The organism is Rhizobium binxianense (genome assembly GCF_028994275.1).
Taxonomy (GTDB): Bacteria; Pseudomonadota; Alphaproteobacteria; order Rhizobiales; family Rhizobiaceae; genus Rhizobium; species Rhizobium binxianense.
The window spans coordinates 2,223,774-2,242,057 of sequence record NZ_CP118713.1 but is presented as its reverse complement, the minus strand read 5'-3'; the positions used below and the strand labels follow the sequence as shown (position 1 = coordinate 2,242,057).

19 protein-coding genes are annotated in these 18,284 nt (G+C 61.0%); 7 read left to right on the top strand and 12 right to left on the bottom strand.

Annotated features, from left to right (window positions below):
• Window positions 1-151: 151 nt before the first annotated feature.
• The 4 genes from ppk2 to PO860_RS11165 are packed head-to-tail and all read right to left on the bottom strand — an operon-like array spanning window position 152 to window position 4,262.
• Window positions 152-994 (bottom strand): polyphosphate kinase 2, encoded by an 843-nt coding sequence (gene ppk2 / locus PO860_RS11180; RefSeq protein ID WP_183606983.1) that lies wholly within the window; start codon window positions 992-994, stop codon window positions 152-154.
• A 26-nt stretch (window positions 995-1,020) separates the two neighbouring features.
• Entirely contained in the window at window positions 1,021-2,712 is a 1,692-nt protein-coding gene (locus tag PO860_RS11175; protein ID WP_272782355.1) for a SulP family inorganic anion transporter, read from the bottom strand.
• Window positions 2,713-2,763: 51 nt separating this feature from the next.
• Entirely contained in the window at window positions 2,764-3,921 is a 1,158-nt protein-coding gene (locus tag PO860_RS11170) for an HlyD family secretion protein (RefSeq protein ID WP_183606985.1), read from the bottom strand.
• A complete protein-coding gene (locus tag PO860_RS11165; RefSeq protein WP_272782356.1) occupies window positions 3,921-4,262 on the bottom strand; it encodes a DUF3302 domain-containing protein in 342 nt (113 codons plus the stop codon). Before PO860_RS11165 ends, PO860_RS11170 begins: the two co-directional genes overlap by 1 nt.
• A 312-nt stretch (window positions 4,263-4,574) precedes the next feature.
• Between PO860_RS11165 and PO860_RS11160 the strand changes: the two genes are divergently transcribed.
• Genes PO860_RS11160 through PO860_RS11150 form a run of 3 tightly spaced genes read left to right on the top strand, consistent with a single transcriptional unit; the run spans window position 4,575 to window position 7,288 of the window.
• Window positions 4,575-4,889 (top strand): hypothetical protein, encoded by a 315-nt coding sequence (locus PO860_RS11160; protein WP_183606987.1) that lies wholly within the window; start codon window positions 4,575-4,577, stop codon window positions 4,887-4,889.
• Window positions 4,890-4,931: 42 nt separating this feature from the next.
• A complete protein-coding gene (locus tag PO860_RS11155) occupies window positions 4,932-6,320 on the top strand; it encodes a DUF3300 domain-containing protein (protein WP_272782357.1) in 1,389 nt (462 codons plus the stop codon).
• A gap of 29 nt (window positions 6,321-6,349) precedes the next feature.
• Window positions 6,350-7,288, top strand: coding sequence for a DUF2950 family protein (locus PO860_RS11150; protein WP_183606989.1), 939 nt, complete (start codon window positions 6,350-6,352; stop codon window positions 7,286-7,288).
• A 122-nt stretch (window positions 7,289-7,410) separates the two neighbouring features.
• On the opposite strand, the gene PO860_RS11145 is transcribed toward PO860_RS11150, so the two are convergent.
• Complete coding sequence (locus PO860_RS11145; RefSeq protein ID WP_272782358.1) at window positions 7,411-7,914, bottom strand: CYTH domain-containing protein; 504 nt, start codon at window positions 7,912-7,914, stop codon at window positions 7,411-7,413.
• Between the two features lie 25 nt (window positions 7,915-7,939).
• Window positions 7,940-8,407 carry a hypothetical protein gene (locus PO860_RS11140; RefSeq protein ID WP_183606990.1) on the bottom strand — a complete coding sequence of 156 codons (468 nt, stop codon included), beginning with the start codon at window positions 8,405-8,407 and terminating at the stop codon, window positions 7,940-7,942.
• 263 nt (window positions 8,408-8,670) lie between these two features.
• Between PO860_RS11140 and PO860_RS11135 the strand changes: the two genes are divergently transcribed.
• From PO860_RS11135 to PO860_RS11120, 4 genes are all read left to right on the top strand, one after another.
• Window positions 8,671-10,443 (top strand): hypothetical protein, encoded by a 1,773-nt coding sequence (locus tag PO860_RS11135; RefSeq protein WP_272782359.1) that lies wholly within the window; start codon window positions 8,671-8,673, stop codon window positions 10,441-10,443.
• Window positions 10,444-10,780: 337 nt separating this feature from the next.
• Window positions 10,781-11,332, top strand: coding sequence for a DUF924 family protein (locus tag PO860_RS11130; protein WP_272782360.1), 552 nt, complete (start codon window positions 10,781-10,783; stop codon window positions 11,330-11,332).
• 91 nt (window positions 11,333-11,423) lie between these two features.
• On the top strand, window positions 11,424-13,961 hold the full coding sequence (locus PO860_RS11125) for a mechanosensitive ion channel family protein (RefSeq protein ID WP_272782361.1): 2,538 nt from the start codon (window positions 11,424-11,426) through the stop codon (window positions 13,959-13,961).
• A gap of 112 nt (window positions 13,962-14,073) precedes the next feature.
• A complete protein-coding gene (locus tag PO860_RS11120) occupies window positions 14,074-14,340 on the top strand; it encodes a hypothetical protein (protein WP_003560251.1) in 267 nt (88 codons plus the stop codon).
• A 17-nt stretch (window positions 14,341-14,357) separates the two neighbouring features.
• Here the strand turns inward: PO860_RS11120 and arsK are convergent, their stop codons facing one another.
• The 6 genes from arsK to PO860_RS11090 are packed head-to-tail and all read right to left on the bottom strand — an operon-like array spanning window position 14,358 to window position 18,284.
• Window positions 14,358-15,593, bottom strand: coding sequence for an arsenite efflux MFS transporter ArsK (gene arsK, locus PO860_RS11115; RefSeq protein ID WP_273880906.1), 1,236 nt, complete (start codon window positions 15,591-15,593; stop codon window positions 14,358-14,360).
• Entirely contained in the window at window positions 15,590-16,315 is a 726-nt protein-coding gene (gene arsH, locus PO860_RS11110) for an arsenical resistance protein ArsH (RefSeq protein WP_272782363.1), read from the bottom strand. Before arsH ends, arsK begins: the two co-directional genes overlap by 4 nt.
• On the bottom strand, window positions 16,290-16,712 hold the full coding sequence (arsC, locus tag PO860_RS11105) for an arsenate reductase (glutaredoxin) (protein ID WP_272782364.1): 423 nt from the start codon (window positions 16,710-16,712) through the stop codon (window positions 16,290-16,292). Before arsC ends, arsH begins: the two co-directional genes overlap by 26 nt.
• Window positions 16,709-17,404, bottom strand: a complete 696-nt coding sequence (locus PO860_RS11100; protein ID WP_275038315.1) for an MIP/aquaporin family protein — start codon at window positions 17,402-17,404, stop codon at window positions 16,709-16,711. The genes arsC and PO860_RS11100 overlap by 4 nt, the downstream gene beginning before the upstream one ends.
• Window positions 17,404-17,931, bottom strand: a complete 528-nt coding sequence (locus PO860_RS11095) for an arsenate reductase ArsC (protein ID WP_272782366.1) — start codon at window positions 17,929-17,931, stop codon at window positions 17,404-17,406. The genes PO860_RS11100 and PO860_RS11095 overlap by 1 nt, the downstream gene beginning before the upstream one ends.
• Window positions 17,928-18,284, bottom strand: a complete 357-nt coding sequence (locus PO860_RS11090; protein ID WP_183606999.1) for an ArsR/SmtB family transcription factor — start codon at window positions 18,282-18,284, stop codon at window positions 17,928-17,930. Before PO860_RS11090 ends, PO860_RS11095 begins: the two co-directional genes overlap by 4 nt.

The following is an 18,284-nucleotide window of genomic DNA, read 5'->3' as shown; positions in this document are numbered from 1 at the left end:
CCGCCATGTTCGAGAGCGGTTCAGCTTTTCGCGGAAACGCAGAACCGCTCTAACCTTTTGTTCTGACGCAATTCCCGGCAAAAGCGCTTTGCGCTTTGCCTGGGAAAACCGCTTCGCACTTTTCCTGGAATTGCTCCAGGCTGAGGTCGTCTTATGACGTCGCGTCCGGCACAACATGGCGGATGCTGCGGTCCTCCACGAAATCCGCCGGCCGCTTCTGACGTTTGCCGAGATCGGGTGCTTCAAACTTCACTCGCTCATAAGGGATGGACTGCAGGATGTGCGAGATGCAATTGACCCGGGCACGTTTCTTATCGTCCGAGGGCACCACCCACCACGGCGCATGGTTGCTGTCGGTCATCCGCAGCATCTCGTCATAGACACGCGTGTAGTCCCACCAGCGCTGATAGGATTCAACATCCATGGGGCTGAGTTTCCACTGTCGCATCGGGTCGTCGATCCGGCGCCTGAAACGGCGTTCCTGCTCTTCCTCGCTGACCGTCAGGAAGTATTTCAGCAGAACGACGCCGCTTTCGACGATCGCAGCCTCGAAGCGGGGCGCCAGTTCAAGAAAGCGCTGCGCCTTCTTTTCGCTGCAGAATCCCATAACACGATCGACGCCGGCGCGGTTGTACCAACTGCGGTCGAATATGACGATTTCGCCGGCGGCCGGCATATGAGCGATATAACGCTGCATGTAGATCTGAGATTTCTCGCGGTCGGTGGGCGCCGGCAATGCCACGACCCGAAAGACCCGCGGACTGACTCTTTCCGTTATACGCTTGATCATGCCGCCTTTGCCGGCGGCATCCCGCCCCTCGAAGACGATGACGACTCTCGCGCCGGATTTCTTGATCCAGGCTTGCAAATGAGCCAACTCGACCTGCAGGCGCTCGATTTCCTTGTCATAATTCCATGATTTCTTTTTCTTCTTATCCTTTCCGACGCGATCTGCCCCTCCATCCGCCTTTGCGGGCTCGTAATTCTCGTCCATTTCTCTCTCCCTTGCGCGAACATATCCTAGCCTGCCGACGCGGTGCCGCCGGCCTCGCCGCCACTTCCGATCAGCGCTCGCAAGGCCTCTTCCCTGCCGTTGAAAAGATTGTGGACGCCGATCGCTTCGACGACCCCCGCGCGCTCAAGGATGCCGCGGCTTTGTTCGCCGAGGTCGCTCATTGCGAAGACGATATTCCGCTTTGCCAGGATCTCGGCCACGGCATCCAGCGCGGCTGCGCCGGTGCTGTCGATATGCGTGATGGCGCTGGCATCGAGCACGAGGCATCTGGTTTCGGCAGGAAGTCCCTTCGCTACCGACGTCAGCCGCATGCGCACGTAATCGGCGTTGTAAAACAGAATGCTGCCCTGGATGGCGAAGACGGCGGCCCCCTCGATGGGGCGAGCTTCCGGAAAGCGGGCGAGATCGAAAAAGCCGTGCCGCCCTTCGATACGGCCAAGAAGACCGTCGCGGGGAAACATCGTCTGACGCAATAGATAGACGAGCGTTGCCGCAACCGCGACGATGACGCCGTTGAGAACACCGAAGCTGATTGCGCCCCACATGGCGATCAGCGCAAAAATGAATTCCATGCGGCTGATGCGCCAGATCTTTTTCAATTCGTGAATATCGATGAGGCTGATCGCCGCTGTCGCGAGGATTGCGGCGAGCGCGGGAATGGGGAGTATCCGCAGCGCACCCTGAAGGAAAACAAGCGCGGCGATCAGCGTCGCGGCCGATACCAGCCCTGCCACCTGAGAGACGCCGCCCGTCGACAAGTTTATCGCGGTTCGGGAATCCGAGACGCTGACGGGAAACGAACCGAACAAGCCGGGCGCGATATTGGCGGCGCCAAGTCCGATCAATTCTTGATTGGCGTCGACCTCCTCTCCGGTCCGTGACCCGAAGCTTCTTGCCGCGACGATGCCTGCGCCGAAGCTGACGAGAAAGATCGCGGCCGAACCGAGAACGATCTTATCGAGAGGCATCTGATGCAATGCAGGCAGGGATAGGCTCGGCAGTCCGCTTGGGATATCGCCGACAACGGCAATCCCCCGGCCTTGGAAGTCGAAGATCGCTGAAAGGACGACCGAGAGGACAACCACCAGGACAGGGCCCGGAACTCTGAACCGGAAGGCTCGGACGATCCATAACAGGGCGAACATGATGAGGCCGAGAACGAGCGAAGGCCAGTGGATCAAGCTGCTCTTGGCGAGCATTTCGACAAGCGGCGGGATCAGTCCGTCCGATTCGATCTTCACTCCGGTGAAGCGACCGATTTGTCCGACAAGGATCGAGAGCGATACGCCGGCGAAGAAGCCCACCAGAATTGGACGGGACAGAAAGCTCGCGAGAACGCCGAGCCTCAGCAATTTCGCCGCGATGCAGAAGACGCCGACGCCAAGCGCAAGGGCGGACGCGATGGCGACCCTGTCGGCACCTGCCGCCGTGGGTTCGGCCGCGATGATGGCGCCCATGGCGGCGGCCAGGACGGTCATGGTCGCGGCGTCGGGCCCGACGACCAAAAGCCGGGAAGGACCAAAGATCGCATAGGCGATCGGGGCGACGATGCTGGCATAAATGCCGGTCTCCGGCGGCAGGCCGGCGATGGCGGGATAGGCGATGGCGCTCGGCAAGCCGACTGCGGCGATCGACAGCCCGGCCGGGATGTCACTGCGGAGCCAGTCTCTGTTGAAGCCGGCCAAGCCCCTCATCATCGGAAGACTTCCTATCACCGCTGGCTCCTTATCCTTTGCTGCTGGCACGCATCAATGTTCGAGGAACACGTAGTTCATCCAGCTGCTCATGCGCAGCAGCACCTTGCGCAGGACGGCGACATGGTGCCAATGGTGGGTGTAGACCGCGACCTCCGCGACCACGCCGCCCGGCAGTTGATAATCATCGGTGTTTTCGAGCAGCTCGATCCGAGCCAGTGTTTGTCCGGGTGATAGGCGCTCGGGCGATTGCGGGTCGATCAGCGCGCCGCTCGGCTGCAACTGGCCCTGGGCCATCACATCGATGACCTCTTGCACCCGCGCCTTGAATATCTTGCCGGGTACGGCTTTGAAGGCAACCTCGGCCTCGTCGCCGACGTGGACGCGCTGCAGCGAATTCTGGATGAAGGCTGCACCCAGCATGCGGTCCTGACTGTCGATGAAGACCATGACGGGCCGCAGCGGAAGGGGATTGGCCATCATTCCAGGGCGGAGGAAGACCTGCGTGACGTAGCCGTCGGTCGGCGCCCGCACCACCGTCTGATCAAGCTCGTATTCGGCATTGTTCAGTTCCGCCTGCAGCCTTGCAACCGTCGGGTTGGTTCCGTTGATGTCAGACTCGTAGGCGAGTCTTGCCTGCGCGGCTTGTGCGCGTGCGGTGTCGACCGTAGCTTCCGACGTCAGATAGATGCCGCGCCGGTTTTCGACCTCGAGTTCGGAAAAGACCGCGCCCCTGCCGCTCGACTTTGCATTCTCGTTCGACTGCTGGAATTTTTCGAAGGCCTGCAGGGACCTGTCCCTCGAGGCCTCGGCGCCGGTGACCGCCGCATTGGCTGCGTCCACGGCCGCTTTCAATTGCAGAACCGACTGCTCGGCTTCGGCGAGTGCGGCTTTCTTCTGATCGACCACGAACTGATAGGGCCGGGGATCGATGCGAAAGAGGATGTCGCCCTTCTTCAAGGGTGCATTCGGTGTCACCGGCACCTCGACGACCTGCCCCCCGACGACGGGAATAACGGGAGCCGAGGTGAAATAGATGCGCCCGTCGCTCGAATAGGGATGATTGTAGCTCATCAACAGCAGCAGGGTGGAGATGAGGAAGATCCCGCCGAGGACGGCCGTCGCGAGCGTCCACTGGTTCACCGGAATCCTGAATACTTTGAAGATCGTCCAGCAGATCGCGGCATAGGTCAGTATGAGGAGCAGATCCATCAGGCGGTCTCCTTCTCCGGCGTTTGCGCCTCGAGCTCGGAGATCCGGGCATGGAGACGAGCAATTTCCGCATTCGCTTCGCCTTCCGCCGATAATTTTCCGTCCTGCCGGATACCCCAGCCGCGGTCTTCACGGTAAAGCGTTGCCCAGATGAACAGAAACGGCCAGATCGCATGAAGCGTGAAGAGGCTGACCCATCCGGCGACATGGATGGCATCCTGATGGGGGTGATTGCGCGCCTTAGCGATCAGATGTGGAATGTCGTGAATGGCAATCACGGCATAGAAAAGGGTGACCACGACAAAGGCCAATACGCCCAAGGCAAAATAGTCGAGAAACACGACCCCTCCCTTCCGGCTTGGTCTCCCCGAGCCGTCGATCGCAAGCGAAGGGGGAATTGTAGGCCCGTTTCGGGGCAAAGGCCCGTAGCATCGCGTAATCTCTATCGGGGCGTTCGCGGACGATCCGCCGGGGAATTTGTCAGCGTGGGAAGGAAAGGTGCGAGATCGGCGACGAATCCCGTTCGCCGTCTCGGATGGGATGCGCCTTGCGGAAGCCGGCTGCCGTAGGATCGCGTATTTTACGTCTCCAGACGGTTCGCCTGTTATATAGTTTCCGGACTGCTTAGTGCAGTTTCGTCGGCGGGGGCGGAGATGGCGTCGGGAGAAACTGGTTCGACATATTTGTCCGTCCTTGAAACGGCAGAGGCTTATTTTCCCGACCAGGCGAGGCTGGTGCAGCGGCTTTTCTACGTCGATGAGGCCTTTCACAGCATGTGCGAGGATCTCGCTGCCGCAGCGCAGGCTCTGGCGCATGTCGAACAGTTGCCCGACACGTTGAGAGAAGCGCGGCGGCTGGAATATGCAGGCCTGGTCGATGCCCTGTTAAAAGAGATGAGGGAGGCGATTTTACAATCGAAAATTGTGATGCTCCGGCGGTCACCCGTCATCGGCCCGAAATCTCCGTGAACGCATCCGTCATTCAACTGATTCTAGGGAGGTCCATGTGCGATGAAAGCAATTTCCCGCAAACTGCTTGGTGGGTTGTCGGCTCTGGCGATCATTGCGCTGCAGCCAGCCTTCCCCGTGCGAGCACAGGCCCCTGCGCCGGCTGCGGCGCCCACCCAGACGGGCGCAGAGCAGCCCGCGGCTACCCTTCTTTCGGAGGATGATCTCGAGGTGCTGGTGGCGCGGATCGCGCTTTATCCCGACGAACTGGTCGCGGCGATTTCGGCCGCCTCCCTCTTTCCCCTGCAGATTATCGAAGCGCAGCGTTTCCTGGAAGCGAAAAAGAAAAATTCCGATCTCAAGCCCAAAAGCGATTGGGACGGCAGCGTCGTTTCGCTGCTCAACTACCCTGACATCATCAAGATGATGAGCGAGGATCTCGATTGGACTCAATCACTCGCCGATGCGCTCGCCAATCAGCAGAAGGACGTGCTGATTGCCATCCAGCAGCTTCGCGACGAGGCGGTGGCAAAGAACATCATCAAGACGGATGACAAGGTGACGGTCGTCACCGAAAACGACAACGTCATTATCCGGCCGACCGATCCCGAGAAGATCTATATCCCCCAATATCCGCCGGAAATGCTTTATGAACCGGACTATGCCGCGGCGCCGATCTCCTATTATCCCGATTATTACGACAGCTATTACTATCCGGGCGCAGCGTTCTTTGCCGGCGCGGTCACCGGGCTTGCCTGGGCGGCCGTCGTCAATTGGGACGACTGGGGCGTATGGGGTGGTCGCTGGGACGGCGATATCGACATCGATTGCAACAATTGCCTGAATGATCGCAACTTCAACGGAAAATTGAAGTGGAACGACGTCGACTGGGCGAATGTCGACCGCAGCAAGCTGAGCATCGGCAAAGACCAACTTGCCAAGCTGGACCGGTCGGCGATCAAGTCTGGACTTCAGGCCGACAATCGCAATCAACTGCGCAACAAGGCCGCAGATATGCAGGCGGGTCAGAGGCCGGGCAATCGCGGGACGGCCGCTCGCGCGGAAGATATCCGAAAAAACACGGCGCAAGGGCTGAAGGCCAAACCGCAGGCAAACAGGCCGACGGCGGCCAATCGTCAGAACGTATCCCGGCCCGAAACCCGTTCTCAAAATTCGGCTAATCGCCCCTCCACCAAGCCCGCACAGAAATCCGTCAAGAAACCCAGCAAACCGCAGATGGCTGCCCGGCCCGACAATCGCGGACGCCAGTCGAGCGCACTTGGCAACGTGCAGTCCGGCCGCCAGCAGACCGTCGCCTCGAAACGAGGCGCGCAAAGCATGGGCGCTCACCGCCCGGCAGCCCGTCCCGTTCAGCACTCGCGCCCGATGCCGTCTCGCGGCGGCGGCGGCGGCCGCGGTGGTGGTGGCCGCGGTGGCGGCGGGCGGCGATGACACCCCTTACGAGCCCATGGAGTTACATCATGAGACGTCAATCGATGGTAATCTCGTTCATGCTTGCGACAGCGCTTTGCACGATGCCGACGACGCCGGCGCTCTCGCAGGTACAGACGGATCTCGCCGAATACAAGGCGGCAACGCCCGCACCGAAATTCGATAGCCCGTCTCTGGCACTCGATCGGCTGAAATCGGTGCTCGGTTCCAATAATATCGGGGATCTTGGGGATCTGCTCGGTCTGAACGCAGACAAGCTGCGCTCGAGCAACGAGGCCATGATCGCTTATGGATTGATCCGGGAAGGCGCCGAGCGACAGATGATCTTGAAAGACGTCGAAGGTGCCAAGATCGTCGCGATTGGCGATCGGCTCTGGCCTCTGCCGTTTCCGCTGACTGAGGACAAAGACGGGAAATGGTCCTTCGACACGCAGCGCGGCCTCGAGGAGATCATCAATCGGCGCATCGGCGAAAACGAACTCGCGACGATCGACACGATGCATGAATATGTGGCTGCACAGTATCAATATGCATCCGATGACCGAGACGGTGACGGTATTTACGAATTCGCGAAGAAATTGATCAGCAGTCCGGGCAAGCTGGACGGCCTCTACTGGGACCCGAGCGTCTATGCGGAGGAAAGCCCGGCAAGCGCGCTGGTCGAGACAGCCGCCTTCGGCGCCGCCAAACGCGGGGAAGGTTATTTCGGATATCGCTATCGCATCCTGACCGCTCAGGGCGACAACGTACTGGGCGGCAAACAAAGCTACGTCATCAATGGTTATATGACCGGTGGCTTTGCGCTCGTCGCCTGGCCGGTCACATACCGGGTGACCGGCGTGCAGACCTTTGTCGTCAACGGGATGAGCGTCATCTATCAACGCGATTTGGGGCCGCAAACGGAACAGCGCGCTGCCGCGATCAAGGAATTCAATCCGGACACCAATTGGACGATTGTAAGCGAATAGGATCTTAGAGCGGTTGAGCTTCTGATGGAAGCTCAGCTCACCTTTTGTTTTTACGCAATTCCCGGCAAAAGCGCTTCGCGTTTTGCCTGGAAAAACCGCTTCGCACTTTTCCTGGAATTGCTCTAAAGCGCGGCGCCGTGGTCAGGCGCCCCATGCATCTGCGGGCGGCGGCATGATGCAACCGCCATGGCGCGATTGGAATAGCGTTTGTTGCCCGTGACTTCCCGCCCAAGCCATTTCGGCAGGGCCGGACGATCATCTTCGCTTGCTATCTCGATCTCGGCGAGCGTCAATCCTTCATAGGCTCCGGCAAAGACGTCTACGTCCCAGGTTCTGCCCTCGTGCGGGACCGGGTAGCGGGTCTTTTCAATGACGTGGCCCGTCGCATGGAGAAGCAGGTCCCGTGCCTCCTCAACAGGAATCTCGTATTCATATTCGTCCTTGGCGAGCCCTACTGTGCGGAATTTGATCGTCAGGCAAGCAGAACGGTCGTCAATCAAGCGAACACGTACCGAGTTCTTATCTCGAGACAGATAAGCCTGCTGCAGGACATGCGACATGCCGGCGCAATCGCGCCAGCTATCGTTACGCACGAGGAACTTGCGCTCGATCTCGATTGCTTTCAATTTGATCGCCTCTATCTGCTGCCGGTCACTCGACGGGCGGCTCCCAAGTGAGGAAGAAGCCGACATCTCCCGGCATGCCGTCCGGGAAGTTGATGACCATGGCCTTCAACCCGTAACCCTGCGGCCTGGCAACTTCCTCGAAGAGTTCGAGGAGTTCCTTTGCCTTTCCCTGCAGCGTCTTCTGCCATCCGGACAGGTTGTTGTTGATGGCCCGGCCGCTGTCCGTGCAGAACGTCGACGGAAAGCTGTAGATCAGCGCCTCGTATTTGCCGTCTGCGGCCGCTTTCATGACCAGCCTCTTGATGACGGCGCGTTCCGCTTCGCCAATGTGCTTGCGGAAAAAATCCTCGACGAACTCCGCGTGTTTCTTTGCTTCACGCGCCTTGATCTTTTCGCTGCGCTCCATCTCGACAAGCTGAAGCTCCAGAGCGCGTTTGCGCAGTTCCTCTGCGCTTGTCATGGGATGAGGTGTAGAGGTCTCAGGTGATGTCATCGCAGGCTCCTCCAGAATACACGGCGATGATAGAGCGCGCCTGGAGACTAAGGCAGTAAAATACATGTCGGCACAGGTAGAATACGGTATCCTACGCGGGCATTTCGTAAACTGTGACTTACGTCCGTCATTTGGCTATTCATGGGATTCGGTCAGCGTTGGTTAGGTTATTCGGCTGGGCGGCATTGCCGTCACGCCTGACGGGGACTATTGTTTAGGACTGCGTGCTGCTGGTTGTTCGCAATCGGAGTCTGGGGGAACCGATGACGAGTGCAGGCATAAACAGGGTCACCGCCTCACAGGAGGAGGTGCAGCAGCAACTTGAGCGCATTCTTTCCAGCCGGGAGTTCCGCCTTCCCGAACGGGCAAGAAAATTCCTTGAATTCGTGGTCACGGAAACGCTCGCAGGCCGTCGCGACCACCTGAAGGCCTTTACCATCGCACAGGCCGTTTTTGGCAGAGACGCGAACTTCGATGCCCAACAGGATCCCTGCGTTCGCATCGAAGCCGGCCGGCTGAGACGAGAACTGGAACACTACTACCTGACCGCCGGCGACGCGGACCGGATCATCATCACCATCCCCAAGGGCGGCTACGCGCCAGTCTTCGATGTCATCAGCAGCGCTGCACCCGCTGATATGTCACCGCTCAAGCAGTCCGATCGGGCAAGCTCGTCAGGCGACGATAACGCTCAGATCAGTGCGGCCTCGGATACGATCAGCCCCGACCAGGCGGACCGGCGCTTATCGCCGGGCCGATATTGGCTTTTTGCGGCGGGCGCGGTGATTGTCCTGGCCTCTGCAGCGGCTCTTCTTCGGCAGGTCGGATCGCCGAGCACGGAGCGTGAAACGACATCAGGAGCTGATAATCGCCCTACCATTATCGTCGAGCGTTTTGAAAGCGCCTCTGACGGGAGCCTTGCCTCCGACATCTCTCGCGGCATGACCGACGACATCATCGAGAAGCTGGTCCGTTTCAATGATATCGTTGTCGTCACCGCCATGCCGCGGAATAAAACCGGCGAAGCTTCGTCGCAGCCGCTCTATGCCCTCCAAGGAAGTGTGCGGCTCGAAGGCAGCAGGCTGCGCTCGACAGCCAGACTCGTGCGGCGGGCGGATGCCGCCGTCATCTGGGCAAGCAATTATGATGCCGACATGAAGGTGCAAGGCATCCCGCAAACGCAAGCGAGCCTTGCCGGGGATATCGCCACGGCGGTCGCGCGTCCGTTCGGCGTCATGTTCCAGACCGATACCGCGACCATCGCCGGAAGCACGCACGTTTTTTCATGCGTGCTATCCTATTATAGCTACCGTAGCGAAATGACCGTGCAGGCTCACCAGGTGGCAAAATCCTGCCTGCAGCAGGCCGTGAAAAAGATGCCGGCCGATTCCAATATCTTCGCCCTTCTTTCGTTGATCCATCTCGACGAGTTCCGCTTTTCATACCAACTTCACACGAAATCGACGGCCGCCACGCTCGACCTCGCGAAGGAACTTGCCGAGCAGGCCGTGCGGCTCGACCCGAAGAATGCACGCGCCCTTCAGGCACTGATGCTCGCCAACTTTTTCGGCAATGATCCGGCCGGGGCCCTCAGCGCCGGCGCCGCCGCCTATGCCAACAATCCGAACGATACCGAGGTGGCGGGTGAATACGGCCTGCGCCTGTCGATGTCGGGAGAATGGGATAGAGGCTGCACACTGATTTCAGAGGCAGTCGGCAAGAATGCCGGACCACGCGGATATTACGAGGTCGGAATGGCGCTCTGTGCCTTCATGCGGGGCGATACGCAGGCTGCGGAACTATGGTCGCGCATGTCGGACCTCAATTACAATCCGATGCATCGTCTCGTATTGCTCTCCATTCTCGGCACGCTCGGAAAAAAGCAGGAAGCAGAGGAACAGCTTGATTGGATCAGGCGCGAGTCACCCGCATTGATCCCGAACATCAGGCAGGAGGTCGCCAGGCGGCTGGCGCGGACCGAAGATCAAAAGCGTTTTATTTCGGGAATTGAAGCCGCTGGCCTGCCTGTGCAATAGAGCGAAGCCCGGATCATTGCCAATCGGAGGCTGGAACGGCTACTCCTCCTCCAAGCCGCCGGGCCCCATCACCTTCTTCAATGGCCTACAATACATCAAAGCATGTAGCGCAGGTTGGGCCTTGCGAGATGTGTACATCCCTTAGCCCGTAAACGGGGCGAGGGGAGTGCCGAACGAGGCGAGGGCGGGGGATGGGGAGGTTGCGGCAAATCCCCTTCTCCCCGCAAGCGGGAAAGGTGCCGGCAGGATGGACGAAGGGTTGATTTTATCGAAATTTTCTAGTATTTACAATAATTTAAGTGATTTAATTGTATCCGCTCACGCTAGGGAAGGAAGCATGACGACGATCCGCCGACCTGGGGAAGTCTATGATTTCTGGTTCGTCAGATGCGGCCGGGAGCTGTGGTTCCGTGCGACGCCGGAACTCGACGCGGAGATTCGTGCGAACTTTCGTGATACCCATCTGGCCCTCGCCGCGGGCGTCGAGAACGAATGGCGCGCCGACCCGGCAAGCCGGCTGGCGGCTATGATCGTGCTCGACCAGTTTCCCCGCAATATCTATCGCGGCACCCCGCTTGCCGTTGCGACCGACGGGCTGGCGCTTCGGGAAGCCAAGCTCGCGCTCGCAGCAGGCGCCGACCAGGCGGTTGAAGCAGCCTGCCGCACCTTTTTCTACATGCCTTTCGAACATGCCGAAGACCTTGACGAGCAGGAACGTTCGGTGGCGCTGTTCACCGCGCTTGGCGATGAGGAATATCTAGATTATGCGATCCGCCACCGCGACGTGATCGCCGCCTATGGCCGTTTTCCACACCGCAATGCCATGCTCGGGCGGGAGTCGACGGCGGCGGAGCGCGACTATCTCTCCAGGCCCGATGCCGGCTTCTAAGGCTTTCCGGGGATATTCCGCCTTTCTGTCGCCTTTGTTTGCTATGACAAGCAGGCATTCTATCCTGACGACAACCTTTCCGGAGGCGCTTTTGCGGCTGAGACCGATCCTGCTTCGCACCATTCTTCTGCTGACGCTGGCGGTCGCCGGCGCGCATTTCAGGGGTGCCGCGGCCTTCGCCCAGGAGCCGCAGGCACCGGCGGCGGCGGCTCAGGCGCCGCTTGCCGATACGCCCTTCGATCAGGCGGCGAAGGAGATCGACAAGGCGAAGGTCCAACTGACGGCGCTTCAGGACGGCGCCAAGCAAAATGCCGACAATGACGATGCCCTGGTCGGGCTTGCGACCAAGGCCGACGAGCTCAGCCGCGCTGTCATCACCATATCGGTTAATCTCCGGCCGCGGTTCGACCAGATCAAGAACCGGCTTGCCGAGATCGGCGATCCGCCGAAGGATGGGCAGCCGCCCGAGGCGAAGATTGTCACGGACGAGCGCAATGCGCTGACTGCCGAGCGTGCGCAAATCAACGCGGTGACCGGTGACGCCGAAAATCTGTCGATCGCGGTGACGAAGCTCCTCAACGAAATCATCGAGATGCGGCGGCGGCTTTTCGCCGACACGCTTTTCAGGCGCACCGAGATCTCCGTCTCGGTGCTCGACGATGCCGTGAGCGCCTTCGTGCACGAGGCCAGCGAATTCTCGCAGGCTTTGTCGAGCTGGGCCTCTTTCGTCTGGAAGTTCAAGCGGTTCCCACTGTTTGCCGCGATCTTCCTATCGCTTGCGTCGGCGCTCATTCTGCTATCCGGCAGCTATCGGCTGTTCGGCTCGTATCTGCGCCGGGACGAGGCGATCGAGAACCCGTCCTATATCGGCCGGCTGTCGATCGCCTTCTGGTCGACGCTGATCCGTACGCTGGCGCTCTCCGTACTGCTGGTCACCTCGTTCTTCTTCCTCAATAGTTTCAATGTTCTGCGGCCCGACATCGCACCTGTCATCGGCGCCCTGTTCGCGGCGATCGGGCTCGTCTATTTCGTCGGCCGTTTCGTCAACGCCATCTTTGCACCGAACGAACCGCACTGGCGGCTCGTCCGGCTTTCCAATCTCGGCGCGCGCTCGATCGGCTATTGCGTGCTGGCGATGGCGATCGTCAACGCGCTTGATTATCTGTTCGGTACGATCGGCGAGGCGATGGGCTCGCCGCTGGTGCTGACCGTGGTCAGGAGCCTGATTGCCGCGCTGATCATCGGCCTGATCTTGATCGCGGCCTCGTTCGGAAAACCGATGCTGGCGAAGAACGGCGATCCCGACGCGCCGGGCCGGCATTGGCCGCGCGGCATGGGGATCATCCTGCGCGTGGTCGGCGCCGGCCTCATCCTAACCGCGCTGACCGGTTATGTCGGGCTGGCGCGCTTCGTCGCCACACAGCTGATCATCACCGGCGCGGTCGTTGCCACCATGTATGTCGGTCTGCTCTCCGGCAAGGCGATATCAAAGCAGGAAAGCTTCGGCGACACCTTCTTTGCAAGCTTCCTGACGCGCCGCTTCAAGCTTGGGCCGGTGGCGATCGACCAGGCCGGCCTGGTCGTCGGCCTTGCCATCTATGCGGTGGCGCTGCTCGTCGGCATCCCGCTGATCCTGCTGCTCTGGGGTTTCCATGTGCAGGACCTGCAGCTCATCGCCTACCGGCTGTTCACGGAGGTGAGGCTTGGCGGCATCAGCATTTCGCTGCTCGGCATCTGCACCGGCATCCTGCTGTTTGCCGGCGTCTACCTGCTGACGCGCTGGCTGCAGCGCTGGCTCGACGGCAATGTGATGGCGCGAAGCCATGTCGATCTCGGCGTGCGCAATTCGGTCAAGACGGGCATCGGTTATCTCGGCGTCGGCATTGCGGCAATCATCGGCGTTTCGGCCGCCGGCATCGACCTGTCGAGCTTCGCGCTCGTCGCCTCGGCGCTGTCGGTCGGTATCGGTTTCGGCCTGCAGAACATCGTTTCCAACTTCGTCTCCGGCCTGATCCTGCTCGTCGAGCGGCCATTCAAGGTCGGCGATCATGTCGTCTCGGGTACGGCCGAAGGCATCGTCAAGCGCATCTCGGTGCGCGCCACCGAGATCGAGACCTTCCGCAAGCAAGCGATCATCGTGCCGAATTCGGAGCTGATCAACGGCCTCGTCGGCAACTGGACGCACCGCAACAAGATCGGCCGCTCGGAAATCCCGGTTTCCGTCGCCTATAACGCCGATCCGCAGCAGGTGATGGACATCCTGCTCGAACTGACGGCGAAGATTCCGCTCGTCATGCGCAACCCGGAGCCACATGTCGAATTCCTGCGCTTCGGGCCTTATTCGCTGGATTTCGAGCTGCGCTTCTTCCTCGCCGACATGGGCGACGGCATGACGGTGCGCAACAATCTGAGGATCGAGATCCTCAAGCGCTTCAAGGCCGAGGGCATCGAGATCCCGCTGCCACAGACCGATCTTACCATCCACCGGGACGCTCGTCCCGCGTTTGCCGATGCGGGCAGGGATCTGTCGGATGGCCAGGAGATTCCAGGGGACAAGTCCATGGAGGAGGAAGAGCGGCCCGTGCGGCAATTGCGCGGGCGCAGGGCGGATGGCAGCTTGAAGAGCTGAACGGCTCATTCAGCCATCATTCACAGATCCATGTGCATCATCTCCACCATCGGGATCGCTGCCGAGGGCAGCACCGGTCGTTCGAGGGGAGGGCGCGTTCGCGCCGCCGCACATGATGGCAAGATTTGCCGCCGTTCTGCTTGTCCCGCTGCTTGCCGCGCCCGCGGCCGAGGCGGCATCCATCACCAACACCGACCCCGCCGCCGTGGTGCTTGTTATCACCGAGAGCGGCCAGCGCGTCGAGGTCGTGGTCGATGCCGGTGCTTCGGAGAGCCTCTGCCCGTCCGGCTGCTTCATGACGACGCCCGACGGCGACCGCATCGGCCTCGATGGCGGCGAGACGATCGACATCGTCAAGGGTTCGGCCGTCGTCAAATGATGCTGCGATGACCGGGCTCACGCTTCTCCTGCTTTGGGAAGAGTTTCCGACCGGGCAACCGGGCGCGTCAGCCGCAAGATGGCGAGGAAAGCGGCAACGGCGACGCTGCCGAGCAGCGCTGCGACTGTGAGCGACCACGACACGCCGATCGTTCCCATCATGAAGGCGAGCGCAAAAGGCGCCGTCGACGAGACGACAAGGCGGACAGACAGCACCTGTCCCTGGCGCCGGCCATAACCTTCGCTTCCGAACAGCGCCAGGGGCAAGGTGCCTTGGACGATGCTGCTGAGGCCCGAGCCGAGGCCGAAGACGACGGCGAAGACCAGCGCGCCCGGCACCGATGGCGCGGTTAAGACAAGCAGGGCAAGGGCTGCCGGCAACAGTACGGCGGAAATGAGGGCGAGCGTCAGCTGCGGCAGGCCGCTGCCGAAGACCATGTTGACGAAGCGGCTCAGCACCTGCGACGGGCCGAAGAGGGTGCCAACCATCACCGCCATGGCGCCAAGGCCGAGGGCCGACATGACGGGCACCATGTGGACCAGAAGTGCTGCGTTGACGAAGCTTTGCAGGGCAAAGCCCGCGACCATCAGAATGAAGGCCGGCGTTCGGATCGACGCGGGAAGGCTGGGCTCGATGCGCCTTGTCTCGCTGCTCGCCTCGCGTCTGCCGATGTCGCCGGTGCTGCGCGCCAGCCAGGCATGAATGGGAAGGCAGACCGCCAAGTTGAGGGCGGCGAAGACGAGATAGACGTCCTGCCAGGAGAGGTGCGCATGCAGCGCCGTGGTGATCGGCCAGAAGATGGTCGAGGCGAAGCCGGCGATCAGGGTCAGGTAGGTGATGCTGCGCTGGGCGACACGCGGCCTGATCTGGACGAGCAGGGCGAAGGCGGCGGCATATTGCACGAGGTTCGAGGCCGTCTCAATGGCGATCAGGGCGGCGACGAAGGCAATTTTTCCTGGCGCGAAGGCGCAGGCGGCAAGGGCTGTGGCGGCAATCGCCGAGCCCGCCGTCATGATGCGGCCGGCGCCGAAGCGATCGATCCACGTGCCCATGAGAGGGGCGGCCAGGCCGCCGATCAGAAGGGCGGCCGAGAGCGCGCCGAAGATCCACTCCGATGACCAGTCAAGACCACGGGCCATGTCGGGCGCAAGAATGCTGAAGCTGTAGTAGAGTGTCCCATAGCCGATGATCTGCGTCAGACCGAGCCCGGCGATGGCGGCCACCGGCGCCCTTTCGGTGTCGTTCGTCGTCATAGGGATTTGAGGCTCACGCGCTGCTCCAGCTTCTCAGCCTCCTCTTTCCGCTCGCTGTAGCGATCGGTCAGATAGCTCGAGGCATTACGGGTCAGCAGCGTGAACTTCACCAGTTCCTCGCAGACGTCGACGACGCGGTCGTAATAGGATGACGGTTTCATTCGACCATTCGCGTCGAATTCCTGAAACGCTCTGGCGACCGAGGACTGATTGGGGATGGTGATCATCCGCATCCAGCGGCCAAGAATGCGGAGCTGACCTACTGCGTTGAAGGATTGGGAGCCGCCGGAGACCTGCATCACCGCCAGCGTCTTGCCCTGTGTCGGCCTGATCGAGCCGACCGACAGTGGAATCCAGTCGATCTGCGCTTTCATGATGCCGCTCATTGCGCCATGCCGTTCAGGGCTGACCCACACCTGGCCTTCCGACCATGCAGACAATTCACGCAGCTCTTGGACCTTTGGGTGGCTCGCCGGTTCCGCGTCGGGCAGCGGCAGGCCTTCCGGATTGAAGATCCGCACGTCGCAGCCGAAATATTCGAGCAGCCGTGAGGCCTCCTGCGCGAGGAGGCGGCTGTAGGACACTGTTCGCAGGGAGCCATAAAGGATCAGGATGCGCGGCTTGTGCGTCGAGAACGTCGGCCTGAGTGCATCCATATTCGGCTGATGCAGATGCATCGGAGAAGCTGCGGGCAGGTCAGACAATGCGCTTGCCTTCGGCATCGAGCACCTTCTCGCCATCTTCCTTGGTGAAGGCGCCCTTGTGGGTTTCCGGCAGGATATCGAGCACGACTTCGGAAGGCCGAGCAAGGCGCGTGCCGATCGGCGTGACGACGAACGGGCGATTGATCAGGATCGGCTGCACCAGCATGGCGTCGAGAAGCTGGTCGTCGCTGAGTTCCGGGTTGTCGAGGCCGAGTTCGCTGTAAGGCGTATCCCTCTGGCGAATGGCATCGCGCACGGTCAGGCCGGCATCGGCGATCATCCTGACCAGTTCCTGACGTGACGGCGGGGTCTCGAGATAGTCGATGATATCAGGTTCGATGCCGGCATTGCGGATCATCGCCAGCGTGTTGCGCGAGGTGCCGCAGGCAGGGTTGTGATAGATGGTGACGTTCATAGTTTTGCCTCTGACGACAGGGTTGAAGAAGCGCCCGGCTGCAACAGCCAGGTGAAGAGGAGAAGGGCTGCGATCGCGCCTGATATTTCGACGATCCAGAAGCCTGGAAGATCGATCGGGCGGATGCCGGAGAAGGTGTCGGTCAGCGACCGGGCCAAAGCGACCGCCGGGTTGGCGAAGGAGGTCGAGGCGGTGAACCAGTAGGCGGCGGTGATATAAAGACCGACCAGCCACGGCACCGCCTTCTGCTCGAACCTGATGCCGGCGAGGATCACCGCCACTAGGCCGAAGGTGGCTACGCCTTCGGAAAACCATTGCGCGCCGCCGGTGCGCACCTTGCTCGACATTTCCAGAAGCGGCAGGGCAAACATCAGGTGGGCGGCGACGGTCCCGATGATGCCGCCGAAGATCTGCGCAGCGATGTATCCCGCGAGATCGCGTTTCGTCAGCGTGCGCGACATGGCAAAGACCAGCGATACCGCCGGGTTGAAGTGGGCGCCGGAGATCGGTCCGAGCACGGTGATCAGCACCACCAGAATGGCGCCCGTCGCCAGCGTATTGCCGAGCAGGGCAAGCGCCGTATCCCCGGTCAGCGATGCCGCCATGATGCCGGAGCCGACGACGGTCGCCACCAGCATGGCGGTGCCGAGGGCCTCTGCGACCAGACGGCGCGGCAGATCGAAAGACGCCATCAGCCGGCCGCCGGCTTTGTGCTGGCGCCTTCCATGGCGCCGATCTGACGCAGGTGCGATTCCAGCGCCAGCTTGTCGATCGAGGTCAGCGGCAGGCTCAAAAAGGCACTGATCCGGTTCTTCAGAAAGCGGGCGGCCTGCGCGAAGGCGCGGCCCTTCTCGACTTCGCTGCCCTCGACGGCGGCCGGATCCTCGACGCCCCAATGGGCAGTCATCGGATGGCCGATCCAGACCGGGCAGGCTTCGCCATGGGCGGTGTCGCAGACGGTGAAGATGAAGTCCATCTCCGGAGCGCCAGGCTCGGCGAACTCGTCCCAGCTCTTCGAGCGGAAGCCGGCCGTGGGGTAACCCTGTGCCGCAAGCTCCTTCAGTGCATGGGGATTGACCTCGCCCTTCGGCTGGCTGCCGGCCGAATAGGCCTTGAACCGGCCCTTGCCTTCGGTTTCCAGGATGGATTCCGCCAGGATCGAGCGGGAAGAATTGGCGGTGCAAAGAAAGAGCACATTGTAAACGCGGTCTGTAGTCATTGCAGTTCCTCCTTGGTTGCGGGTCTACAGCATGCGGCGACGGCAGCAGCCGGAGCACAGATCTCCGGGTTCCCGCCGCAGCAATCCTCCATCAGAAAACGGATCAGACCGCCAAGCGTCTCGTAATTGGCGGTGTAGATGATCGAGCGGGACTCCCGCTGCTGAGCAATCAGACCGGAGCGCTCGAGTTCCTTCAGGTGGAAGGAGACATTGGACGGGGAGACCTCCGCCTTTTCAGCGATGGCGCCCGCCGCCATCCCATCCGGCCCCGACACGACAAGCATGCGGATGATATGCAGGCGTGTTTCCTGCGACAGCGCGCTGAATGCGGCGAGGGCTTGACGCTGGTCCAT

Excerpts from the sequence above, each read along its gene's own strand:
- arsC (WP_272782364.1), bottom strand. The coding sequence starts at position 16,712 with ATGAACGTCACCATCTATCACAACCCTGCCTGCGGCACCTCGCGCAAC.
- PO860_RS11170 (WP_183606985.1), bottom strand. The coding sequence starts at position 3,921 with ATGGATCTGCTCCTCATACTGACCTATGCCGCGATCTGCTGGACGATC.
- PO860_RS11160 (WP_183606987.1), top strand. The coding sequence starts at position 4,575 with ATGGCGTCGGGAGAAACTGGTTCGACATATTTGTCCGTCCTTGAAACG.
- PO860_RS11175 (WP_272782355.1), bottom strand. The coding sequence starts at position 2,712 with ATGATGAGGGGCTTGGCCGGCTTCAACAGAGACTGGCTCCGCAGTGAC.
- PO860_RS11090 (WP_183606999.1), bottom strand. The coding sequence starts at position 18,284 with ATGGACCAGCGTCAAGCCCTCGCCGCATTCAGCGCGCTGTCGCAGGAA.
- PO860_RS11095 (WP_272782366.1), bottom strand. The coding sequence starts at position 17,931 with ATGACTACAGACCGCGTTTACAATGTGCTCTTTCTTTGCACCGCCAAT.
- PO860_RS11130 (WP_272782360.1), top strand. The coding sequence starts at position 10,781 with ATGACGACGATCCGCCGACCTGGGGAAGTCTATGATTTCTGGTTCGTC.
- PO860_RS11140 (WP_183606990.1), bottom strand. The coding sequence starts at position 8,407 with ATGACATCACCTGAGACCTCTACACCTCATCCCATGACAAGCGCAGAG.
- ppk2 (WP_183606983.1), bottom strand. The coding sequence starts at position 994 with ATGGACGAGAATTACGAGCCCGCAAAGGCGGATGGAGGGGCAGATCGC.
- PO860_RS11155 (WP_272782357.1), top strand. The coding sequence starts at position 4,932 with ATGAAAGCAATTTCCCGCAAACTGCTTGGTGGGTTGTCGGCTCTGGCG.
- PO860_RS11150 (WP_183606989.1), top strand. The coding sequence starts at position 6,350 with ATGAGACGTCAATCGATGGTAATCTCGTTCATGCTTGCGACAGCGCTT.
- arsH (WP_272782363.1), bottom strand. The coding sequence starts at position 16,315 with ATGCCGAAGGCAAGCGCATTGTCTGACCTGCCCGCAGCTTCTCCGATG.
- arsK (WP_273880906.1), bottom strand. The coding sequence starts at position 15,593 with ATGACGACGAACGACACCGAAAGGGCGCCGGTGGCCGCCATCGCCGGG.
- PO860_RS11100 (WP_275038315.1), bottom strand. The coding sequence starts at position 17,404 with ATGGCGTCTTTCGATCTGCCGCGCCGTCTGGTCGCAGAGGCCCTCGGC.
- PO860_RS11135 (WP_272782359.1), top strand. The coding sequence starts at position 8,671 with ATGACGAGTGCAGGCATAAACAGGGTCACCGCCTCACAGGAGGAGGTG.
- PO860_RS11120 (WP_003560251.1), top strand. The coding sequence starts at position 14,074 with ATGATGGCAAGATTTGCCGCCGTTCTGCTTGTCCCGCTGCTTGCCGCG.